General features: G+C 64.6%; 20 protein-coding genes. 7 read left to right on the forward strand and 13 right to left on the reverse strand.

The genetic code is table 11. From position 1 onward, the window contains the following. Positions 1–14: 14 nt before the first annotated feature. The 6 genes from clcA (at position 15) to NCR38_RS19445 (ending at position 4,065) form a co-directional block, all read left to right on the forward strand. Positions 15–1,340, forward strand: a complete 1,326-nt coding sequence (clcA, locus tag NCR38_RS19420; protein WP_061117915.1) for a H(+)/Cl(-) exchange transporter ClcA — start codon at positions 15–17, stop codon at positions 1,338–1,340. Between the two features lie 115 nt (positions 1,341–1,455). Further along, positions 1,456–2,484, forward strand: a complete 1,029-nt coding sequence (locus tag NCR38_RS19425; RefSeq protein ID WP_061117914.1) for an aldo/keto reductase — start codon at positions 1,456–1,458, stop codon at positions 2,482–2,484. A 140-nt stretch (positions 2,485–2,624) separates the two neighbouring features. After that, on the forward strand, positions 2,625–3,239 hold the full coding sequence (locus NCR38_RS19430; RefSeq protein ID WP_061117913.1) for a LysE family translocator: 615 nt from the start codon (positions 2,625–2,627) through the stop codon (positions 3,237–3,239). Between the two features lie 287 nt (positions 3,240–3,526). Continuing rightward, on the forward strand, positions 3,527–3,694 hold the full coding sequence (locus NCR38_RS19435; RefSeq protein ID WP_250477487.1) for a hypothetical protein: 168 nt from the start codon (positions 3,527–3,529) through the stop codon (positions 3,692–3,694). Further along, positions 3,645–3,827 (forward strand): hypothetical protein, encoded by a 183-nt coding sequence (locus NCR38_RS19440; protein ID WP_143756320.1) that lies wholly within the window; start codon positions 3,645–3,647, stop codon positions 3,825–3,827. The genes NCR38_RS19435 and NCR38_RS19440 overlap by 50 nt, the downstream gene beginning before the upstream one ends. Positions 3,828–3,903: 76 nt before the next feature. Beyond that, positions 3,904–4,065 (forward strand): DUF1328 family protein, encoded by a 162-nt coding sequence (locus tag NCR38_RS19445; protein WP_008352793.1) that lies wholly within the window; start codon positions 3,904–3,906, stop codon positions 4,063–4,065. A gap of 171 nt (positions 4,066–4,236) precedes the next feature. Here NCR38_RS19445 and NCR38_RS19450 read toward each other — a convergent pair whose 3' ends face one another. The 9 genes from NCR38_RS19450 to NCR38_RS19490 form a co-directional block, all read right to left on the reverse strand. Beyond that, on the reverse strand, positions 4,237–4,767 hold the full coding sequence (locus NCR38_RS19450; RefSeq protein WP_250477488.1) for a contractile injection system protein, VgrG/Pvc8 family: 531 nt from the start codon (positions 4,765–4,767) through the stop codon (positions 4,237–4,239). Positions 4,768–5,168: 401 nt separating this feature from the next. Then, positions 5,169–6,287 carry a diguanylate cyclase gene (locus tag NCR38_RS19455; protein ID WP_284502335.1) on the reverse strand — a complete coding sequence of 373 codons (1,119 nt, stop codon included), beginning with the start codon at positions 6,285–6,287 and terminating at the stop codon, positions 5,169–5,171. A gap of 45 nt (positions 6,288–6,332) precedes the next feature. After that, the gene (locus tag NCR38_RS19460) at positions 6,333–7,331 is read right to left on the reverse strand and encodes a chemotaxis response regulator protein-glutamate methylesterase (protein WP_061117910.1); all 999 of its coding nucleotides are present in this window, start codon (positions 7,329–7,331) and stop codon (positions 6,333–6,335) included. Continuing rightward, on the reverse strand, positions 7,328–9,592 hold the full coding sequence (locus NCR38_RS19465; RefSeq protein ID WP_061117909.1) for a hybrid sensor histidine kinase/response regulator: 2,265 nt from the start codon (positions 9,590–9,592) through the stop codon (positions 7,328–7,330). Before NCR38_RS19465 ends, NCR38_RS19460 begins: the two co-directional genes overlap by 4 nt. Further along, positions 9,589–10,320, reverse strand: a complete 732-nt coding sequence (locus NCR38_RS19470; protein WP_061117908.1) for a chemotaxis protein CheW — start codon at positions 10,318–10,320, stop codon at positions 9,589–9,591. The genes NCR38_RS19465 and NCR38_RS19470 overlap by 4 nt, the downstream gene beginning before the upstream one ends. Further along, complete coding sequence (locus NCR38_RS19475; RefSeq protein ID WP_061117907.1) at positions 10,317–11,645, reverse strand: protein-glutamate O-methyltransferase CheR; 1,329 nt, start codon at positions 11,643–11,645, stop codon at positions 10,317–10,319. The genes NCR38_RS19470 and NCR38_RS19475 overlap by 4 nt, the downstream gene beginning before the upstream one ends. Continuing rightward, the gene (locus tag NCR38_RS19480) at positions 11,642–12,112 is read right to left on the reverse strand and encodes a chemotaxis protein CheW (RefSeq protein ID WP_061118124.1); all 471 of its coding nucleotides are present in this window, start codon (positions 12,110–12,112) and stop codon (positions 11,642–11,644) included. The genes NCR38_RS19475 and NCR38_RS19480 overlap by 4 nt, the downstream gene beginning before the upstream one ends. 22 nt (positions 12,113–12,134) lie before the next feature. Further along, positions 12,135–13,760 (reverse strand): methyl-accepting chemotaxis protein, encoded by a 1,626-nt coding sequence (locus tag NCR38_RS19485; protein ID WP_061117906.1) that lies wholly within the window; start codon positions 13,758–13,760, stop codon positions 12,135–12,137. A 75-nt stretch (positions 13,761–13,835) separates the two neighbouring features. Then, entirely contained in the window at positions 13,836–15,011 is a 1,176-nt protein-coding gene (locus NCR38_RS19490; protein ID WP_250477489.1) for an MBL fold metallo-hydrolase, read from the reverse strand. Between the two features lie 281 nt (positions 15,012–15,292). Here NCR38_RS19490 and NCR38_RS19495 point away from each other — a divergent pair, with 281 nt between their 5' ends. Continuing rightward, positions 15,293–15,625 (forward strand): hypothetical protein, encoded by a 333-nt coding sequence (locus tag NCR38_RS19495; RefSeq protein ID WP_061117905.1) that lies wholly within the window; start codon positions 15,293–15,295, stop codon positions 15,623–15,625. A gap of 18 nt (positions 15,626–15,643) precedes the next feature. Here the strand turns inward: NCR38_RS19495 and NCR38_RS19500 are convergent, their stop codons facing one another. The 4 genes from NCR38_RS19500 to NCR38_RS19515 form a co-directional block, all read right to left on the reverse strand. Then, positions 15,644–16,411, reverse strand: a complete 768-nt coding sequence (locus NCR38_RS19500) for an SDR family NAD(P)-dependent oxidoreductase (protein WP_061117904.1) — start codon at positions 16,409–16,411, stop codon at positions 15,644–15,646. Positions 16,412–16,421: 10 nt separating this feature from the next. Beyond that, positions 16,422–18,206: an IlvD/Edd family dehydratase gene (locus tag NCR38_RS19505; protein ID WP_250477490.1), complete on the reverse strand. Its 1,785-nt coding sequence runs from the start codon at positions 18,204–18,206 to the stop codon at positions 16,422–16,424. A 79-nt stretch (positions 18,207–18,285) separates the two neighbouring features. Continuing rightward, positions 18,286–19,326, reverse strand: coding sequence for a LacI family DNA-binding transcriptional regulator (locus tag NCR38_RS19510; protein ID WP_061117902.1), 1,041 nt, complete (start codon positions 19,324–19,326; stop codon positions 18,286–18,288). 29 nt (positions 19,327–19,355) lie between these two features. Next, positions 19,356–20,000 (reverse strand): hypothetical protein, encoded by a 645-nt coding sequence (locus tag NCR38_RS19515; RefSeq protein WP_061117901.1) that lies wholly within the window; start codon positions 19,998–20,000, stop codon positions 19,356–19,358. Positions 20,001–20,221: the final 221 nt, after the last annotated feature.

The raw sequence follows: 20,221 nt of genomic DNA on the forward strand, positions 1-20,221 counted from the left end.
GAGCGACCTGCGCGATGAACGATAACGAAGTCACCCATCAGGACGACGAGCGCGCAGGACTCGTTGCGCTCGCGGCGGCATCGGTCGTCGTGGGCGCGGCGACGGGCGCGATCGGCGTGCTCTTTCGCTTCGCCCTCGAACGCGCCGATACATGGCGCAACGCGTTCGTTGCGTGGGCGCACGCGGGACACGATGCGGCGATCGTGCTCGTCGTGCTCGCTGCATCGGCCGCCGCCGCGCTCGCCGCGTGGCTCGTCGCGCGCTACGCGCCGATGGCGAGCGGCAGCGGCATTCCCCATGTCGAAGCGGTGCTGCACGGCAAAGTGCCGCCCGCGCCGCTCGTGCTCGTTCCGATCAAGTTCGTGGGCGGCGTGCTCGCCATTGGCGCGGGGCTCGCGCTCGGCCGCGAAGGCCCGACGGTGCAGATGGGCGCATCGATCGCGCATGCCGTCGGCAGGTTCTTCAGGCGCAACGTGGGCGATTGCCGGGTGCTGCTCGCGGCCGGCGCGGGCGCCGGGCTTGCGACCGCATTCAATGCGCCGATCGCGGGCGCCGTATTCGTGCTCGAAGAACTGACGCGCCGTTTCGATACCCGCACGGCGGTCGCGGCGCTCGGCGCATCGGCGAGCGCGATCGCAATGGCGCGTCTGCTGCATGGCGACTTCCCCGACTTTCACGTCCCGCCGCAACCATTCCCCGGCTTCGAAATGAGCGGCGCGCATCTCGTGCTCGGCGCGCTGCTGGGACTGCTGGGCGCGGCGTATAGCCGTCTCATCGTCTGGACGCTCGACGCCGCCGAATCGGTCGCGCCGTCCGGCTCGGTGAAGCACGCGACCATGCGCGCGGCGACGATCGGCGCGGCGGTCGGTCTGCTCGCCTGGTTCGCGCCGGACCTCGCCGGCGGCGGCGACGCGCTGACCGAGCGCGCGCTTCTCGGCACCGGCACCCTGGCGGGCGTGACGGCGATGTTCGCGTTGCGCTTCATACTCGGCCCGGTGTCGTACGCGGCGGGCGCACCCGGCGGCATCTTCGCGCCGATGCTCGTGCTCGGTGCGCAGACGGGCCTTCTGTTCGGCCGCGTCTGTCTCGACTGGTTCCCCGGCATGGCACCCGCCGCCGGCGACACGAGCACGTTCGCGGTGGTCGGCATGGCGGCTTTCTTCGTCGCGGTGGTGCGCGCGCCGGTCACGGGCATCGTGCTCGTCACCGAGATGACGGCGAGCTTCACCCTGCTCCTGCCGATGCTCACCGCCTGCTTCACCGCGATGGTCGTGCCGATGCTCCTGCGCGTGCCGCCGATCTACGATTCGCTCGGCGAGCGTGCCGCGACCAGACGCTAGCGCCCGCGTCCTGCATGCGCGGGACGGTTGCGGTAGTCTCGTCGATGAACGTTCGTTGCGCCGCGTTTCACGCACGAAGCGCGGCGCCTTCCGACTTCATTAACGAGGACAGGCAATGGAATATCGACATCTCGGTGCTTCGGGCTTCAAGGTTCCAGTATTGAGCTTCGGGACCGGCACCTTTGGCGGCAAGGGCGAATTCTTTCAGGCATGGGGCGAAACCGACGTGAGCGAGGCGCGCAAGCTCGTCGACATCTGTCTCGATGCGGGCGTCACGATGTTCGACACCGCGGACATCTACTCGCGCGGCGCATCGGAATCGATACTCGGCGAAGCGCTCAAGGGCCGGCGCGACAAGGTCATCGTCTCGACCAAGGCCACGTTCCGTTTCGACCAGGACGATCCGAACGCGGTCGGATCGTCGCGCTTTCATCTCATCCAGGCAGTGAACGCGGCGCTCCAGCGCCTGCAGACGGATTACATCGACGTGTTCCAGTTGCACGGCTTCGATGCGAAGACGCCTGTCGAGGAAACGCTTTCCACACTCGACGATCTCGTGCGCGCGGGCAAGATCCGCTATACGGGCGTGTCGAATTTCTCGGGCTGGCATCTACAGAAATCGCTCGACGTGGCGGACCGCTACGGCTATCCGCGCTATGTCGCGAATCAGACGTATTACTCGCTCATCGGCCGCGATTACGAATGGGAGCTGATGCCACTCGGGCTCGATCAGGGCGTCGGTGCGATCGTGTGGAGCCCGCTCGGATGGGGACGGCTCACCGGCAAGATCCGTCGCGGCCAGCCGCTGCCCGCGACGAGCCGCCTGCACAAGACCGCCGACATGGGCCCGCCGGTGCCGGACGAGTACCTGTATCGCGTCGTCGATGCGCTCGACGCCATCGCCGAGGAAACCGGCAAGACCGTCCCGCAGATCGCGCTCAACTGGCTGCTGCAACGTCCGACGGTGGCGACGGTGCTCATCGGCGCGCGCAATGAAGAGCAACTGCGTCAGAACCTCGGCGCGGTCGGGTGGAATCTGACTGCCGAGCAGGTGAAGAAACTGGATGAGGCGAGCACGGTGCGGCCGGCGTACCCGTATTGGCATCAGCAAGGATTCGCGGAACGCAATCCGTTCCCGGTGTAAGGCTTAAGTCTGCGCGTGGCGGGTGCCGCCCGCCACATTCAGAATCCGTACCGGGAGGCTTCCGTAAATCTGTATCGGTACTGTACCGGACACGTCCCGTACACTTGGCGCCATCGAGCCTGAAACCACCGGAGCGCGCCATGCCGACCGAACTCATGAATGCCCTGCCCGCCGCCGCGCTGTTCGCGCTGGTGACGACAATCACGCCCGGCCCCAACAACACGATGCTCCTCGCCTCGGGCGTCAATTTCGGCCTGAAGCGAACGGTGCCGCATGTGCTCGGCATCAGCGCCGGCATGGCGATTCTCATGATCGCGGTCGGTCTCGGGCTCGCGCAGGCGTTCGAGCATGTGCCGTGGCTCTATACCGTGCTGGAAGCGGCGAGCGTCGCGTATCTGCTGTATCTGGCATGGAAGATCGGCACGTCGTCGTCGGTGCAGATGCGCGATGGGCAGGGCCGCCCGATGCGCTTTCACGAAGCGATCGCGTTCCAGTGGATCAATCCCAAGGCGTGGATGATGGTGCTCACGGCCGCGACGACCATCCATCTGCACGCGAGCCTCTCGCTGAATGCGGCGCTGATGGCGCTGGTGCTGGTTGTGATCGGGCTGCCGTGCATCACGATGTGGGCCGCGTTCGGCATGTCGCTGCGGCGTTTTCTTGCGAATCCGCGCTCGCTGCGCGTCTTCAACATCACGATGGCCGTGCTGCTGGTGCTGTCGCTGTATCCGATCGTCGCCCATTTGTTCGATTGATGCGTGAGGAGAAACGCGCGCCGCATGAAAAGCGCGCGCGCTCTTTGCCTCGACGCCTGTCGGGTGCATACTGGACTCACGCGCCGGCACGCAAAATCTGCCGTCCCGCTTGCAAGTTTGGGACTGCGTTTCTTCTCGCCAGCATCGTCTGTCCACCTTGCCGCCCGACCGGTCCTTAAGCGATCCTTTAAGGCGGCGTTTTCAGCCCGGCGCGTACATGCCTTGCTAGTCCGTTGGTTCGCGCCGAATCGTCGGCGCGGCTTTGAAATCTGTCCAAGGAGTACGCCATGTCTGGAGCCAATCGCCCATCCGGTCCCGCCACGCGCAAATCCCTCGACCTGGCCGATCAGATCGAACGCGATGAACTGGAGAACAACCTGCCGGATGCGCTAAACGGCGTCGACGATGAAGATGACGCCGAAGATTCCGACTCCGATCGCACAGCAGGCCGTTAGCCTCGACAGCCGGGCCCATCGCGCCAATGAGGACGCGATCCGCAACGCCGCAATGTTTCCCGTTGCGGCGTTTTTGCATCTGAGCGCCTTCGATACGCTGGGCACGCCTGTTGCTTTGAACGATGCGCGGTAAGAACCTGATGAGCGAAAGCAGCGGCATCGACCCGCCTGCGAATCGACCGATCAACCGAACCCCACGGGAGGGCTCCATGCTCCGTTACGCTGTCATCTTCTTCATCATCGCGATCATCGCGGCCGTCTTCGGCTTCGGCGGGATCGCAACGGGCGCGGCGGAAATCGCCAAGATCCTGTTCTTCATCTTCATCGTGATCTTTCTGGCGACGTTGCTGCTTGGCGTGTTCAGGCGATGACGCTGGGTGTGTAGTGGGCGTTGCAAAAAGCGAAACGCGCGGGCTCTTTTGAGGCCGCGCGTTTCGCGTCTATGCGGGTTCCGAGACAGCGCTTTATGTTAGTCAGAAACCAGCAAATGCCCCTACGTTTCGCGTAACGTGTGATGAAGTCCCAGACGGACTCCCCGTACATCACGCCCTGCTCCATCTTCTCCTGCGCGCCTTCCAGATGGAACTCGATATCGAAAGCATCGAAGTTCTTCGATCCACCAGCAACTGCGTCACCATCTCCTGAAAGGTGACGTCCTTGTACACGTCTGAACGATGCACGCGCTTGCAAAGCGCGGCAAATCTGGGCTCGATGCGGAGTTTATAGGTCGCCTCCTCGCGGCTCGCGCTGATGCGTTTAAAGCATGTGACGATGCCATTGAAGGTGGCGGCCTCGTGATCGACAGGCTCGATGTAGTTCACCGACGGCACGGCCACGCGCTCGTCGATCTGCAAACCTGCGCGCCGTCCTACGCACAGCTTGCCGTCGATATCGAGTTGCGGCGAGGTCACGGTCACCTCCACCGTGTAGTCATCGCATAGCCCCGCTTTGACCTTGAACTTGAGCACGTCAAGGCCGAGATCGAGCGTGCCGATCCATATGCTCAGATGCTGGGTGAGCCGCGCGCTCGGACGGCTCAGTGCATCAGTTAGATTTTTTGTGACAGCATTCATATGCATACCTATCTTGTTGAATGAAACGATGTCTTATCGTTCGTTCAAGCTTCGCATTGGAATTTAGGATTGCAACGAAAGGCTGTCAATTAACACGTCATATCAACGACGGCAAATAAGATTACTCTTACGAGTGGGGGAAAGCGGTCACCTGCGCGTTGCGTTTAGCTTTAGCACGCTCAACGATCCGCTGCGACCACCGCTATCGGCGATGCTGTTGGAATTGCCTTCGATCTCGATGAACTGTGCCTCATCGACTGCCGTAATCGGCAACGCCTACATGAGCACGAGCGAATTGAGCGTGCCGCCCTGCCGCCTAGGGTGTCATGTGCGTTGAATCGGTCGCTCACCACGACGCAATATGCCGCCGCGCGTTTTTGCATGCCTCTACGCGCCGCAAATCACGTAATCACCACCCGATTTTTCCCATCCCTTTTCGCCCGATAAAGCGCGAGATCCGCCGCTTCCACGAGCTGCTTGGACGCATCGTCCTGCATGGCGATCTGAGTCGCACCGCCGATGCTGATCGTCACGCGCCCGCTCGCGGAACCCGCGTGCGGCACGTCGAGCGCCTCCACCGCGATGCGTATCTTCTCGCCAAGCAACCGCAATCCCGGCGCCGATGTCGACAACAACACCACCGCGAACTCCTCGCCGCCGAAACGCGCGGCCAGGTCCGTTGGGCTGTTGAGGCTCGTCTCGATCGTATGCGCGACGAGCTTCAATACATCGTCGCCAGCGACGTGTCCATACGTATCGTTGTACGACTTGAAGTTATCGACATCGATCATCAGGAAGCCGATGGCCGCATGCTCGCGTGCCGCACGCCGCCATTCGGCGTTCAGATAATCATCGAGACGGCGACGATTCGACAGCCCCGTCAGCCCGTCCGAATGCGTCAGCCGCTGCAATTCCAGATTCGTTTCGAGCAGCTTCTGCTGCGACTGACGCAGCGCGCGATACGCCTCGTCGCGCTGCAACAGGTTCTGATACGAACGCGAGTGATAGCGCACCCGCGCGACGAGCTCGATCGTATCGGGCAGCTTCACGAGGTAATCGTTCGCGCCCGCCGCGAACGCCGCGCTCTTGATCCGCGGCTCTTCCTTCGTCGAGAGCACGATGATCGGAATGTCGCGCGTCGCGGGATGCTCGCGGTACTGACGCACGAGCGTCAAGCCATCGACGCCGGGCATCACGAGGTCTTGCAGAATCACCGTCGGCCGCGTTTCCTGCGCGGTGCGCAGCGCCTCTTCCGGATTGGCGCAGTAATGCAGATCGACGTTCGTCTCTTCCGCGAGCGCACGGCGCAGCGCCTCCGCGATGATCGCCTGATCGTCCACGAGCAAAACCATCACCGGCAACTCGGCCGCGGGCGGCGCGTTCAATGCGGCTGCGAGCAAATCGGACACGGCGCGCTCGTCCACCATCGCACGCGAACCCGCGCGCCCGATGCTCGGCGTTCCTGCCGCCGCGGCCCGTTTCGCACGCTCGGCCAGCGGATCGGGATGAGGAAGTTTCATGAACGTGTCCTTGATTGATTGCTTATCGGTTGGTTCGTGGCGCTATCAGTAAAATGCCCTGGCGATTGCGTCGGCGATGCGCGGCAGCGGCAATATCGACGCCGCCGCGTTGAGCGCGGCCGCGGCCTTCGGCATGCCGTACACCGCGCTCGTCGCCTCGTCCTGCGCGATCGTGTGATAGCCCTTCGCGCGCATCGCCTTCAGGCCGATCGCGCCGTCGCGGCCCATGCCCGTCAGCAGCACGCCGATCGCGCGGCCGGTCCAGCGCTCGGTCACGCTCTGAAAAAACACATCGACGGAAGGCCGGTAAGGCAGCTGCTCGGGATGCGCGGTGTAACCGAGGCGTAAAGCATCGGCGAAATGGAGATGATCGTTGGTCGCAGCGAGCAGCACTTCGCCCGGCACCGGTTTGTCGCCCTCGCGCGCGACGCGCACGGGCAGCACCGATTGCGCATGGAGCCACTGCGCCATGCCTTCCGCGAACGCGCGATCCACATGCTGCACGATGACGATCGCCGCAGCGAAGTCCTTCGGCAACGCGCCGAGCACCGTTGCGAGCGCGGACGGGCCGCCCGCCGACGCGCCGATCGCAACGAGTCGCGCATGGCTTTTCGGCATGCTCATCGCGCTGACGGACGAGGCACCCGACGACGCGAGCCGGGCGCCGATCTGATCGATCTTCGCAATCAATGCCGCCGCGCCGCGACGCGCATCGGCGCCGGAGAGCGCGGGCGTATCGACGGCATCGAGCGCGCCCGCGCCCATCGCTTCGTACACGCGCCACGCGTTCGCGCCGACATCCACGGTGACGACGAGAATCGCGCACGGCGAACGCGCCATGATGGTCCGCGACGCCTGCACGCCATCGACGTTCGGCATCACGAGATCCATCAGCACGACATCGGGCGTGTGGGCCGCGCAATAGTCGACCGCCTGCCGACCGTCGTGCGCGACCCACGCGATCTCGAAGTCGGGCCGCGCCGCGAGCGCGCGCCGCAGCGCTTCCACCGCGAGCGGAACGTCGTTGACGATGCCGATCTTCATGATTTCGCCTCGCCTATGAGATCGCGCACCGCCTCGATGAGCGCCTGATCGTGGAAACTGCCTTTCGCGAGGTAATAATCCGCGCCCGCATCGAGGCCGCGCTGACGGTCTTCCGCGCGATCCTTGTACGACACGATCATCACCGGCAGGCCGGAAAGCTGCGCATCGCGCTTGATGAGCGTGACGAGCTCGATGCCATCGAGACGCGGCATGTCGATATCGGTGATGACGAGGTCGAAGCGTTCGCCACGCACCGCATTCCAGCCGTCCATGCCATCTACCGCGACGGACACGTCGTAGCCGCGCGAGGCGAGCAGCTTGCGCTCCAGCTCGCGCACGGTGAGCGAATCGTCGACGACGAGCACGCGCTTTGCGCTCGTCACGCTCGAGCGTGCCGCGTTCGGGCCCACGCGCCCGAGTTCGCCGCTGCCAACGAGCTTTTCGACCGAGCGCAGCCAGTCGTCCAGATCGGCGATGAGCAGCGGGTCGCCGTTCTCCATCAGCGCGCCCGCCGCGATGTTGCGCACCTTGCCGAGCCGCTTGTCGAGCGGCTGCACGACCAGCATGCGCTCGCCCAGAAATCGATCGATGACGATGCCGTAGCTCGCCGCGCCCTGCCCGATCACGACGACGTTGAGCGCATCGCTCGCCGCTTCGAATGCGGCGGTCTGCAAGATCTGATGCGCGGTGACGAGGCCGACGCGCTTTCCGTCGAACGAGAAGTGCTGCTGGCCTTCGAGCGTGTCGATAGCGCTCGCGGGCAGCACGAGCGTGCGCGCGACATGCGCGAGCGGCAGGCCGTAAGGCTCGCCCGCCACCTCGACGATCAGGCTGCGGATCACCGACAGCGTGAGGGGCAATTGCAACGTGAAGCGCGTGCCCGCGTGCACGTCCTGCGTCACGCGCACACTGCCGCGCACCTGCCGCACGACGTCCTGCACCGCATCGAGGCCGACGCCGCGCCCGGATACATCCGTGACCGCATCGCGCATCGAGAAGCCGGGCAGGAAAAGAAATTCGAGCAGCTCGGCTTCGGTGAGACGCGCGGCAGTGTCCTCGTTCGCGAGATTCTTGCGCACGACCGCGCGACGCAGCGCATCGAGATCGACGCCCGCGCCATCGTCGGATACGCTGATGAAGAGCGAACCCGCGCTATGGCGCGCTTCGAGCGTGATCGTGCCGGTGTCGGGCTTGCCGAGCGCGCGCCTGAGCGCGGGTTGCTCGATGCCGTGATCGACCGCGTTGCGCAACAGATGGCCGAGCGGCGCGTCGAGCAGATCGAGAATGTCGCGATCGACCTGCGTCGTTTCGCCGGCGATCTCGAGCCGCACGTCCTTGCCGAGCCCGCGCGCGACATCGCGCACCATGCGCGCGAAGCCGCCGGTCGCATCGACGAAAGGACGCATGCGGCACGCGAGCGCTTCGTCGTAGATCTGCTGCGCGAGATGCGTCGAGCGGCGATCGAAGTTTTCGAGTTCCGCCAGGCGCTCGCTCAATTGACGATGTGCTTCGGCCGTCAGGCGCCGCACTTCGTCGAGCGCGGCATGCGCGCGTGCGTCGAGTTGCGTCGCGTTCGTCTCGGTGAGCGTTTCGTGCAGACGTTCGAGCGCGCGGCTCGCGTCGTGCTGAATGCGCTTCACGCGCAGCATCGATTGCGAAAACGGCTTCAGCCAGCGCGATTCGACGAGCGATTCGCCCGAGTGGCTCAACAGGCGGTCGAGCGTGTCGGCACGCATGCGCAGCATGCGCGCTTCATTCGTGCGCGAAGGCGTCTGGACCAGCTCGGGCGCATTGTCGAGCGTAAGTTCTTGCGAAAGATCCAGCGCAACGTGGCTCGAAAGCGGCGCTTCGGCCACTTGCGTGCCTTCGAGACGCGCGTTGAGCGCATCGACGAACGCATCCACGTCGCGTTCGAGCGCCGTTTGCGCATCGATGTCGCGCGCCTCGCCGATCTGCACGATGAGATCGACGCCGCGCAGCAGCATGTCGATATAGCCTGCGTCGAGCACGACGCGCCCGTCCTGCGCGGCGACGAAGCAATCCTCCATCACATGCGCGAGCGTCACGCCGACCGGCACGCCGACCACGCGCGCAGCGCCTTTCAGCGAATGCGCGGCGCGCATGCTCGCTTCGAGCGTGACGGGATCGCGCGGTGCGCGTTCGAGCGCGATGAGGCCATCGGAGAGAATCTGCGCCTGCGCGCGCGCTTCTTCCTGAAAGAGTTCGAGCAACGACGAGCGGCCGGGATCGATGCTCGTCATGTGAGACTCCGGTTCATGCTGTCGATGAGACGATCGGCGTCGAGCAGGCCGACGGTCGCGTCCTTGAACGCGGCCACCGCATGCGCATGCGACGCCACGCGCTGCGCGAGCGTCGCGGGCACGGGCTGAAGCTGGGCGCTCGTGAAACGATGCACGCCGTCGACGGCATCGACGGGAAAAGCGATCGGACCTTCATGATCGCCGTTCGCATGATCGCGGCCTTGCGCGCGCTGGATGACGAGCAGACGGCCGAGCTCGCGCGCATCGAGCGTCCGGTTATGCGATACGTCGTTCACAGCGCGTTCTTCGATGCCGAAGAGCCGCGCAAGCGAGGCGCACACGATCAGTCGGCCACGCACGTTGACGATGCCGAGCACCGCGCGATGCCGCCGATGCGGCAGCGAATGCACCGGACGCAGTTGAGCGACTTGCGCGCAAACGGTCGTCGGCAAGCCGAGCCATTCGCCGCCGATGCGAAACACGAGACACGAATGCGCGCCGGTCTGGCCGACGCTCTGCGTCTCGTTCGACGAAACCGCGCTCGTCTGTTCGATCGACGTGCGTGCTTCCACGCGATCGAGCACGCGCGCGGCCGCTTCGTCGTGAATCGGGCAATTGCGGCAATGCACGTAGCGTTCGAGCTTCGGACACGACGCATCGCCGCGCACGCCGATGCGGTTCCAGCAATCGTCGATATCGATCGCGATATGGGTGTCGCGTGCGTTCATCGCGCGCTCCCGGTGACGCGCCCGGCGCGTGCGAGCAAGAGGCGCGCGCCGCTTTCATCGCCGTCGAGCGAGAGGCAAGCGGCCAGATGCGCGAGCGCTTCGGGATGCGCGGGTTCGAGATACAGCGCGCGACGATAATGACCGCGCGCTGCCTGATGCTCGCCACGCGCATCCGCGATCACGCCGAGCAGATAGTACGCATCCGCGTTCGATGGATTCACGCGCAGATACGCATGCGCCGCGTTCGCCGCGGCTTCGAGCTGTCCGGCATCGGCGAGTTCGCGCGCATGCGTGAGGCTGATCGCGGGCTCGGGCCGAACGCGCGCGTCTTCGCGCGCCCCGGGAACCGGCACCGGCACCGCACGAACCGGGGGCGGCGCGCTGGCCCATGCGGGCAGGACGAACGCGGACTTCATGGGCGGCGGCGTCTTCACGGCGGGCAGGCTCGGCCACGCCGCATCGAAGACGCTGACATGCTCGCGCTCGGCCCGGTTGAACGCGAACGCGAGCGGAATGTTCGAGGAGCTCATGCCCTCGCGCATCAGAAGACCCGTCTCCGCCGGACCCACGAATAAGGTGCCGCCATGCGCGAGCAGTGCATCGAGCACACGGAAAACCGCGGACTGTGTGTCGCGGTCGAAATAGATGAGCACGTTGCGGCACAGAATGAAATCGAACTGCTCGAACGCGTGCGTGTCGAGTTGCAGAAGATTCGCTTGCGAGAAGCGCACGGTCTGCGCGACGGCGGGATCGAGTTGCCAGCCGCCATCGGCTGCGCGGAAGTGACGGTCGCGAAAATCGAGCGCGCGCTGGCGAAACGCGTTGCGCCCGTAGTGCGCGCGGCGCGCGACGGCAAGCGCGCGTTCGCTCACGTCGATCGCGTCGATCGAGAAGCGCTCGGCGGGGATGCCCGCTTCGATCAGCGCGATCGCAACGGTATAGGCTTCCTCGCCGGTCGAGCACGGCGCGCTCAGCACGCGCACCGGCTTCGCGGGCCGCTCGTGCAGACGCACGCGCGCAAGACGCGCGAGCGCGGCGAAGGCTTCGGGATCGCGAAAGTACCATGTCTCCGGCACGACGACCGCTTCGATCAGTTCCTGCATGTGCGCGGCATCTTGCGTCACCGCGCGATAGTAGTCGTCCAGTGTGCCGCCGTGCTCGTCTCGCCACAGGGTGTAACGCTCGCGCACCGCACGCGACACCGCGTTCGCGCCGATCGATTCGGCATCGAGCCCGATCGTGCGATGCAGCAGGTCGATGAATCGGCCCATGCCGAACGGCTCGTCATGACGGGCATCGGCGAATGATGTCGGCAGCGCGCTCATGCGTCGCTCCCGGCGAAAAGCAGCGCCTGCACGTCGTCGGGCAACAGATGCTCGATGCGCACCCATTGCAGCAGCCCCGCTTCGTCGCGCGTGAGCGGGCCGAGATAGCGCGCGTGCGGCGTGTCGATGCCCGCATCGCTGAACGAAGCGGCATCGAATGTGACGGTGCGCGTCGCCTGTTCGAGCAGAAGACCGAGCCGATGAAGCGTCGTCACGCCGTCGTCGCCGCAACGCGGATACGCGACGAGCGCGAGCCGCGTCGAAAGCCTTTCCTGCGATGCGCGCCCGAGCGCAAGCGCCGCGATATCGATGACGGGCACGCTCGCGCCTTCGTAATCGAGCACGCCCGCGACCCAGGCGGGCGCGCCCGGCAACGCCTTCAGCGGCGCGAGCGGCAGCATGCGTTCGACGTGCGCGCTGTCGAGCAGATAGCGGTCGGACCCGAGCGTGAACTGGACGAAGAGCATCGCGGCGCGCCTCAATGGAACGTCAAGCCGCCACCTTGAAGCGCGACACGCCCGTGCGCAGGCCGTTCGCGACATGCGTGAGATCGTCGATCGCCTGCGTCGACTGGCGCAGCGATTCGGCCGTCTGCTGCGCGGCTTCGGACAGTTGCGACAGCGCCTGCGAGATCTGGTCCGCGCCGGTGGCCTGCGTCTGCATGCCTTCGTTGATCATCGAGAAGCGCGGCGCGAGCGTCTGTACCTGATGGATGATCTGCGAAAGCTGACCGCCGACTTGCTGCACATCGAGCATGCCGCGGCGCACTTCCTCGGAGAACTTGTCCATGCCCATCACGCCTGCCGCGACGGCGGACTGGATCTCCTTCACCATCTGTTCGATGTCGAACGTGGCGACGGCCGTCTGATCCGCGAGACGGCGAATCTCGGTCGCGACGACCGCGAAGCCGCGCCCATACTCGCCCGCCTTCTCCGCCTCGATCGCCGCGTTCAGCGAGAGCAAGTTGGTCTGATCCGCGACTTTCGTGATGGTCGCGACGACCTGATTGATATTGCCCGCCTTTTCGTTGAGGATCGCGAGCTTGCCGTTCACCGAGCCCGCCGCTTCCATCACGAGGCGCATGGTTTCCTCCATGCGCGTGAGTCCCGCCTGACCCGTGCCCGCGAGCGCCGCCGATTGCTCCGCCACGCCCGACACTTCGTTCATCGTGCGCACGAGGTCGCGCGCCGTGGCGAAAATCTCGCGCGAGGTCGCGCCGATTTCCGTCGTCGTCGCGGCCGTCTCGCTCGCGGTGGCCTGCTGCTCGCGCGCGGTCGCCGCGATCTCAGATACCGATGTCGTCACCTGCACAGCCGATTTCTGCGCCTGGCCGACAAGACCCGTGAGCTCGTCGGTCATGCGATTGAAGCCCGCTTCCAGCGTGCCGAATTCGTCGCGGCGCGCGAGCGCGAGCCGCTGCGTGAGGTCGCCGGTGCGCATCTTGTCCACCACATCGACCATGCGCAGCATCGGCACCGTCAGCGCCTTCATCAGCATGAAGCCGAGCACCGCTGCCGCCGCAATCGCAATGAGCATGATGACGATGAGCGTCGCTTCCGACTTCTGCACCGAGCCGCGAATGCTTTCCACGGATTTCGCGTTGAAGCTCTCGTTATGGTCGACGAGCGCGCGCGTCGCGGTCTGTCCTGCTTCCCATACCGGCGCGAGACGCGTGTTGAAGGTCGCGGCGGCCGCGTCCTTCGAGCTCGCGAGTTCGCGCAGCGTCTCGTCCTGAACCGGAAGGTAAAGGTCGCGCTGGCGCTTGAAATCGTTGAAGAGGCGCCGGTCATCTTCTTCGAAGATGGTAGGCACGTAGGTGTCCATCAGCTTGTCGATCGTGGCGCGCGTTTCGGCGAGACGCTGCGTATCGCGGCGCACCTGTTCGGCGTCCTTGTCGATGAAGACGAGCCGCTGCGTGATCGCGTAGTTCTCGAACCATGTCGCGCGCAGATCGCTGGAAAGCGAGACGCCGAGCATCGAATCGTCTTCGAGACTCTTGGCTTCGCGATCGATTCCGCCAAGCAGCGTGTACGACAGTGCCGCCATGACGAGCATCAGTGAAAGAATGATGCCGAAGCTGGCCAGAATGCGATGCCGAATGGACAGTTGCTTCACGCGATGAGCCCCATCAGTGATAAAGACGATTGCCGCGCCGCGCACAACCGCGAGTCGCCTCGACGATGAGGCGCCTCAATTTGCAGGAAGAATTCGTGCGCGTGAAAGCCGCGCTCCCAGACCGTGTTTACGGCCGCTTGTGGCTGCGCTTGAGTTCGGCGTGTCGAGGCGAATCATTTCACCGTGTTTCAGTACGGTGAAGGCGTCTGCGGGCAGGCCGGCGCGGCGCACGGCGTCGGCGAGCCGGCGTGGCGGTTCGTCGAGCGGCTCGTCGGTCAGTTCGAATGAACCCCAGTGAATGCCGATCGCCTTCTTCGCGTGGACGTCCTGGAAAACACGCACCGCTTCCTCGGGATCGACGTGCTGCGCGTGCATGAACCAGCGCGGATCGTAGGCGCCGATCGGAATCAGCGCGAGATCGAAACCGCCGAACTGCGCGCCGATATCGCGAAAGTCCGGCGAATAGCCCGTGTCGCCCGCGAAGTAAAACGAGTACGGATGCGCCGCGCCTGCCGGCGTCTTCACGACCCAGCCGCCCCACAGGGTTTCCGCGCGGTCGAACGGCGTGCGCGCCGACCAGTGCTGGCTCGGCACGAACCAGATATTCAGCCCGGCAGCGTGCGTCTCGTCGCTCCAGTCGAGTTCTTCGACGTTCGTCACGCCGATGTCCTTCATCCACTGCCTGATCCCGAGCGGCACGAGAAAGCGCGGAGGGCCGCCCGGTTGCCGGTTGAGCGCTTCGATACTCGGCTTGTCGAGATGATCGTAGTGATTGTGCGAAATCAGCACGATGTCGATGTGCGGCAGCTCGTTCAGCGTGAGGCCGGGCGGCGTCTTGCGCTTCGGGCCCGCGAACGAGAACGGCGATGCGCGCTCGGAGAACACCGGATCGGTGAGGATGTTCACGCCGTCGATCTGTACCAGCGCGCTCGCATGGCCGATCCACGTGAGCGTATCGGCGGTGCGGTTGGCCTTGAGCCACGCGATGTCGGGATGCGCCATCGGAAAGTGATAGCCGTTCGCGGGCGGTTTCGGCAAGCCATGCGTGAAGCGCTCCCAGCGCCACTTCAGAAACGATTCGCGCGGCAGATGACCATAATCGTTTTCGAAGCCGGACGCGGTGCGCTTCGCGTGGTGCAGCGCTTGCGGCTGTTGCGATTCCGGTGCATGCGCGGATTCATCACTGCGCGCGGTTGCGCCCGACGAGCAGCCCGCGATCAAAGCGAATACAGCCGACCAAAAGTAGGACATAAGACGCATGTTTTGATGGATTGCTTGCCGCACACGGCGCTGAATTGTATGAAATGCATGCGCGATCGTCTTTACACGCTTTTTTCTCCGTTCCCAGCAGGATGCGTGCTGCGCCGTTATATAAGGCGCGAAACGAAGTTCGCCGGTCGAAGTGGACCGTCGGCCCGCTTCTTGCGTAAGTCGACCCCATCGCCTAAGAAAAGGCGCATTCGAAGAATCACTCGCGGCGCGCACGCAATTCCAATGCCGTCGCCGCATGCCGAGCCAGAGACGGGGGTTTCATGGGCAGCAGTCAAAGAAAAAACGCCGCAAGCACGTTCAATCCGCAACTGCATACGATGCACGCGATGCTGGTATCGCGCACGGCATCGCATGTCGCGAGCGCGATGCAGCCCGAGGGCCGCAACGACGCGCTCGCGGAAGGCATCGCCGAGGTAATCGCCCATTGCGGGCATGCGGGACTCGGCCTCTTTCTCGCGGCAGTCTGGCACTGGCTCGATGAACGCGACTATGACGAAGCCGCAGATGCCGTGCAGCATTGCATCGAAAGCGGCACGATGCCGACCGTCAGGGCGACGCCGAAGGTGACGCGGCGTCGCGATGCGCGCATCTGAAACGCATTACGTCATGCGTCACGTGCCGAACCAGCCCGCATCGACGTAATAGTCGCGCGCGGTGCAGCGTGCCGCGTCGTCCGATGCGAGAAACAGCACCATGCGGGCGATGTGTTCCGGGTCGATCCGCTCGTGCAGGCATTGCTGCGCGAGCAGTTTCGCCCCGCTTTCGGGCGATTGCCACAGCTTCGTCTGACGCGGCGTGCGCACGGCGCCGGGAATCACCGTGTTCACGCGGATGCCATGCTCGCCGAGTTCGCGCGCGAGCCCGCGCGTGAGTCCTTCGATCGCGGCCTTCGCGGTCATGTAGAGCGTGAGATCGGGCAACGCGAGATGCCACGAAATCGAGCCCATATTGACGATCGCGCCGTGCTTCTGCGTGCGCATGCGCTCTGCCGCGGCCTGCGCGCAGAAAAACTGATGCCGCAGATTGACGGCCATGCGCTCGTCCCAGTACGCGCTGCTCACGTTGTCCCACTGATGGCGGTCGTCGTTCGCGGCGTTGTTGACCAGCACGTCGATTGAACCGGCTTCGCTGGCGATGTCGTCGAAGGCCTTTTCGATGGCGGCCGTGTCGCGCAGATCGCAATGCAGAAACGTCGGCGCATGCTTCTCGCTCGCGAGGGCCTGTTCGAGTTGCCGCGAATCGGCCTCGGCGACATCGATGAAGAACACGCGCGCGCCCTGCTTCGCGAACGCCTCGACGATCGCCGCGCCGATGCCGCTGCCGCCGCCCGTCACGACGACGCGCTTGTCCGCAAGACTCGGGTAGATGGCGTAGGACATGGCGGCTCGCTCAGTGTGAATGGCGCGGATTGCCGCGCGTTTCGATCACCTTCAGATACAGGGTCGCGGGTTCGAGACAGCCGCCCGTCGACAACTGTCCTACCGTTTGTCGATACAACTCCTGCCACGGCGTCTGCGCGACCGGCGCGGCGAATGCGGATTGCGCGCGGCGGCTTTCGAGCTCGGCTTCGTCCAGCAGCACGTTCACGCTGCGCGCGTTCAGATCGACGCGAATCCTGTCGTTCGTGCGCAGGAGCGCGAGACCGCCGCCCACCGCCGCTTCGGGTGACATGTTGAGAATCGACGGGCTCGCGGACGTCCCGCTCTGGCGTCCGTCTCCCATGCAGGGCAGCGAATCGATGCCGCGCTTGATCAGTTCGGCGGGCGGCGCCATGTTCACGACTTCCGCGCTGCCCGGATAACCCACCGTGCCGCAGCCGCGAATCACGAGGATGCAATGTTCGTCGATGTCGAGCGACGGATCGTTGATGCGCGCGTGGTAATCCTCGGGGCCATCGAAGACGATTGCGCGCGCCTCGAAAGCGTTTTCCGCACCGGGCTCGCTCAAGTACGTCTTTCTGAACGCATCGCCGACGACCGAAATCTTCATGATCGCGCTATCGAAGAAATTGCCCGACAGGACCATGAAGCCCGCGCCGTGTTTCAGCGGATCGTCCGTGGTGCGGATGACTTCATTGTCGGCGGCCGGCGCATCGTTCGCGATCTCGCCGATCGTGCGGCCCGACACGGTCAGGCAATCGCGTCTGATGAGTCCCGCCTTGTCGAGTTGCCGCATGACCGCGGGCACCCCGCCCGAGCGATGAAAGCTCTCGCCGAGATATTCGCCGGCGGGCATGCAGTTCACGATGAGCGGCACCTGTTCGCCATGGCGTTGCCAATCATCGAGACTCAACTCGATGCCTATGTGCCGCGCGATCGCGATCAGATGCGGGGGGCAATTCGTCGATGCGCCGAGCGCTGAGGCGACCACGATTGCGTTGATGAACGCGTCGTGCGTCATGATTTTCGACGGCTTCAGATCCTCGCGCACCATATCGACGATGCGCTTGCCAGTCGCGTACGCCATCTGCCCGCGCTCGCGATATGCGGCGGGAATGCTCGCGCACGTCGGCAGGGACATGCCGAGCGCTTCGGCGAGACTGTTCATCGAAAGCGCGGTGCCCATCGTATTGCAATGGCCGATGGACGGCGACGACGCCGTCGTCAGGCGCATGAAGCCTTCGTAATCGATCTCGCCCGCCGCGAGCAGGTTGCGCGCATGCCAGATCACGGTGCCTGAACCGACGCGCTTGCCTTCGTGCCAGCCGTCGAGCATCGGGCCGCCCGAGAGCACGATCGCGGGCATGTCGACGGTGGCCGCGGCCATCAGGCACGCCGGCGTCGTCTTGTCGCAACCGGTGGTGAGCACGACGCCGTCGAGCGGAAAGCCGTGCAGGATTTCAACCAGACCGAGATAGGCGAGATTGCGATCGAGCGCGGCGGTCGGGCGGCGGCTCTGCTCCGCGAGCGGATGCACGGGGAACTCCATTGGAATGCCACCGGCATCGCGAATGCCTGCCTTCGTTCGCGCGGCGAGTTCGATGTGATGGCGATTGCACGGCGCCAGATCGCTGCCGGTCTGCGCAATGCCGATGATCGGTCGGCCCGATTGCAATTCCTCGCGCGTCAGGCCGTAGTTCATGAAACGCTCGACGTATAGAGCCGTCATGTCGGCGTGCGAGGGATCGTCGAACCATTCCTGGCTGCGCAGTCGCCTGGGATTCTGTTGGGGCATGGGATGTCTCTCTGTTTATATTTACGTTACCGGTAACATTCGACTCAATGTTAGCACGCACTCGGCGCACTGCTTCGGCTCAGGCGCTTTCGCGCGGCACCACGGAATAAGCGACGCGCACGCGCTTGCCGCTCGGCCCGACGATGCCTTGCTCGCGCGCCTCCAGCGCCGCCAGCAAGGTCGCGCCGGTCCGCGAGCCGATCCCGTATGCATCGACGGAAATCGTCGTGATCGATGGCGTGCAGCAGGCGGCTACTTCGAAGTTACCGAAGCCCGCGACGGCGATGTCGTCCGGCACGACGAGGCCGCGCCGGTGACATTCCATTATCGCGCCGAACGCAGACATGTCGCTGACGCACATCACGGCTTGCGTGTCGGGCCAGGTGTCGAGCAATTCGGCCATCGCGGGGCCGCCGTGACTCATCGTGATCGGAGAATCGCCGAGACGAATGATGCGTTCGTCGTCCAGACCGAGCGCCTTCATCTGCGCGCGAAAGCCCTTCAAACGATCCAGGCCGCGACGGTCCAGCTCGCTCGCCCCGCCGAGAAAGCCGATGCGTTCGTGGCCTTTGTCCGCCAGATAGCGCACCATCTCTCTTGCGGCGCTGACGTTGGAGAACCCGACGGCGGCATCGATCGGATCGGACGGCGAATCCCACATCTCCACGACGGGCACGCCGGAGCGGCGCAGCAGCGTGCGCGTCGCTTCCGTATGACGCGAACCGGTCAGCGCGATGCAGCGCGGCTGATGACGCAGCATCGAGCGCACGAGCCGTTCTTCGCGATCCAGATGGTAGTCCGTGTCTCCGATCAGCAATTGCAGGCCGTGCGGCTCGAGCGACGCGGAAAGACCGCGTACGGTGTCCGAAAAGTTGGAACTTGCGAGCGACGGAACCAGCACGGCGACGAACTCCGAGCGTCCGGACGACAAGGCGCCCGCGGCGGCATCGGCGACGTAGCCGAGTTCGTCGATTGCCTTCTGGACGCGAGCGCGCGTCGCCACCGCGACACTGTGGCCGGCGAGCACGCGGGATACGGTCATCTTCGAAACGCCGGCGAGACGCGCGACATCAGACATGCGCGGCGGGCCGGCGGAAGGATCGAAGGACGATGGCGGCATGTGTGATTTCGAAAGCGGGGCCGGCGGCTTCAATCCACCCGCACCCAGCCGTCCTCGCGCTGCTCGAGAATAATGTGCAGCTTCGTTTCACCGGCCTCGCGGTCGGCGGCGGTCACGTCGGGAAAGGCGCGCTTGATGTCACGATCGTCCATCCACGGGGCCACGCTTTCGAGCTTGTAGGTGTACGTGACGTCCGAGCGGTGAGCCGTAGGATCGGGCTCCGTCCAGCCGACGACCTTGTCCAGCTTGACGTGCGCATAGCAAAGCATCCAGGCGCGCGGGTCGCTCGTGGCGTTGGGGTCGCCGGCGGGGCGGTTGGTTTCGACCGCATATTTCTGCCCTTCGCCAGTGAGACCGTACGCGATGCCGTTCTGCTTGGCGTTGGCGTTCGCCGGAGTCGGCGCCGCGCGCGCAATGAGCCCGCTTTTTTCGAGCGCGGCGAGTTGCTCGCGCAGTGCGGCAGCGGAATATTCGTTGAGGTCGCGATTGCTATAGACAGATGGGAACGCGTACGGCCCACGACCACTTCGATTCAGGCATAGCAGGCCGCGATTCGTTTTCATGTCGGCGGAAATCGCAGCGCCCAGGCTGGACTCGCTTGCATCGTTCTTCTTGCCACACGCCGCGACAAGCAACGCGGCGCTGACGGCGGCAATCAACAGGCTCGTTCTCATATGCGCTCCGGGAAGGGTCGGCATGATGGTTACAACCTTTCGACGCCATTCTACCGACTGAAACCGTGCATCGGAGATGGGATGGTGTTGGAACGAACTTTCTTGGAAGAATTCGGTTCCCAAACGCAAAAACCCCACCTTTGCGGGGTGGGGTTTTTGTTTATCGCATGAGGAGCCTGACGATTACCTACTTTCACACGGGTATCCGCACTATCATCGGC

This window comes from Caballeronia sp. INML1, from assembly GCF_023631085.1.
Classification (GTDB): Bacteria; Pseudomonadota; Gammaproteobacteria; order Burkholderiales; family Burkholderiaceae; genus Caballeronia; species Caballeronia turbans.

Excerpts from the sequence above, each read along its gene's own strand:
- clcA (WP_061117915.1), top strand. The coding sequence starts at position 15 with ATGAACGATAACGAAGTCACCCATCAGGACGACGAGCGCGCAGGACTC.
- NCR38_RS19425 (WP_061117914.1), top strand. The coding sequence starts at position 1,456 with ATGGAATATCGACATCTCGGTGCTTCGGGCTTCAAGGTTCCAGTATTG.
- NCR38_RS19430 (WP_061117913.1), top strand. The coding sequence starts at position 2,625 with ATGCCGACCGAACTCATGAATGCCCTGCCCGCCGCCGCGCTGTTCGCG.
- NCR38_RS19435 (WP_250477487.1), top strand. The coding sequence starts at position 3,527 with ATGTCTGGAGCCAATCGCCCATCCGGTCCCGCCACGCGCAAATCCCTC.
- NCR38_RS19440 (WP_143756320.1), top strand. The coding sequence starts at position 3,645 with ATGAAGATGACGCCGAAGATTCCGACTCCGATCGCACAGCAGGCCGTT.
- NCR38_RS19445 (WP_008352793.1), top strand. The coding sequence starts at position 3,904 with ATGCTCCGTTACGCTGTCATCTTCTTCATCATCGCGATCATCGCGGCC.
- NCR38_RS19450 (WP_250477488.1), bottom strand. The coding sequence starts at position 4,767 with ATGAATGCTGTCACAAAAAATCTAACTGATGCACTGAGCCGTCCGAGC.
- NCR38_RS19455 (WP_284502335.1), bottom strand. The coding sequence starts at position 6,287 with ATGAAACTTCCTCATCCCGATCCGCTGGCCGAGCGTGCGAAACGGGCC.
- NCR38_RS19460 (WP_061117910.1), bottom strand. The coding sequence starts at position 7,331 with ATGAAGATCGGCATCGTCAACGACGTTCCGCTCGCGGTGGAAGCGCTG.
- NCR38_RS19465 (WP_061117909.1), bottom strand. The coding sequence starts at position 9,592 with ATGACGAGCATCGATCCCGGCCGCTCGTCGTTGCTCGAACTCTTTCAG.
- NCR38_RS19470 (WP_061117908.1), bottom strand. The coding sequence starts at position 10,320 with ATGAACGCACGCGACACCCATATCGCGATCGATATCGACGATTGCTGG.
- NCR38_RS19475 (WP_061117907.1), bottom strand. The coding sequence starts at position 11,645 with ATGAGCGCGCTGCCGACATCATTCGCCGATGCCCGTCATGACGAGCCG.
- NCR38_RS19480 (WP_061118124.1), bottom strand. The coding sequence starts at position 12,112 with ATGCTCTTCGTCCAGTTCACGCTCGGGTCCGACCGCTATCTGCTCGAC.
- NCR38_RS19490 (WP_250477489.1), bottom strand. The coding sequence starts at position 15,011 with ATGTCCTACTTTTGGTCGGCTGTATTCGCTTTGATCGCGGGCTGCTCG.
- NCR38_RS19495 (WP_061117905.1), top strand. The coding sequence starts at position 15,293 with ATGGGCAGCAGTCAAAGAAAAAACGCCGCAAGCACGTTCAATCCGCAA.
- NCR38_RS19500 (WP_061117904.1), bottom strand. The coding sequence starts at position 16,411 with ATGTCCTACGCCATCTACCCGAGTCTTGCGGACAAGCGCGTCGTCGTG.
- NCR38_RS19505 (WP_250477490.1), bottom strand. The coding sequence starts at position 18,206 with ATGCCCCAACAGAATCCCAGGCGACTGCGCAGCCAGGAATGGTTCGAC.
- NCR38_RS19510 (WP_061117902.1), bottom strand. The coding sequence starts at position 19,326 with ATGCCGCCATCGTCCTTCGATCCTTCCGCCGGCCCGCCGCGCATGTCT.
- NCR38_RS19515 (WP_061117901.1), bottom strand. The coding sequence starts at position 20,000 with ATGAGAACGAGCCTGTTGATTGCCGCCGTCAGCGCCGCGTTGCTTGTC.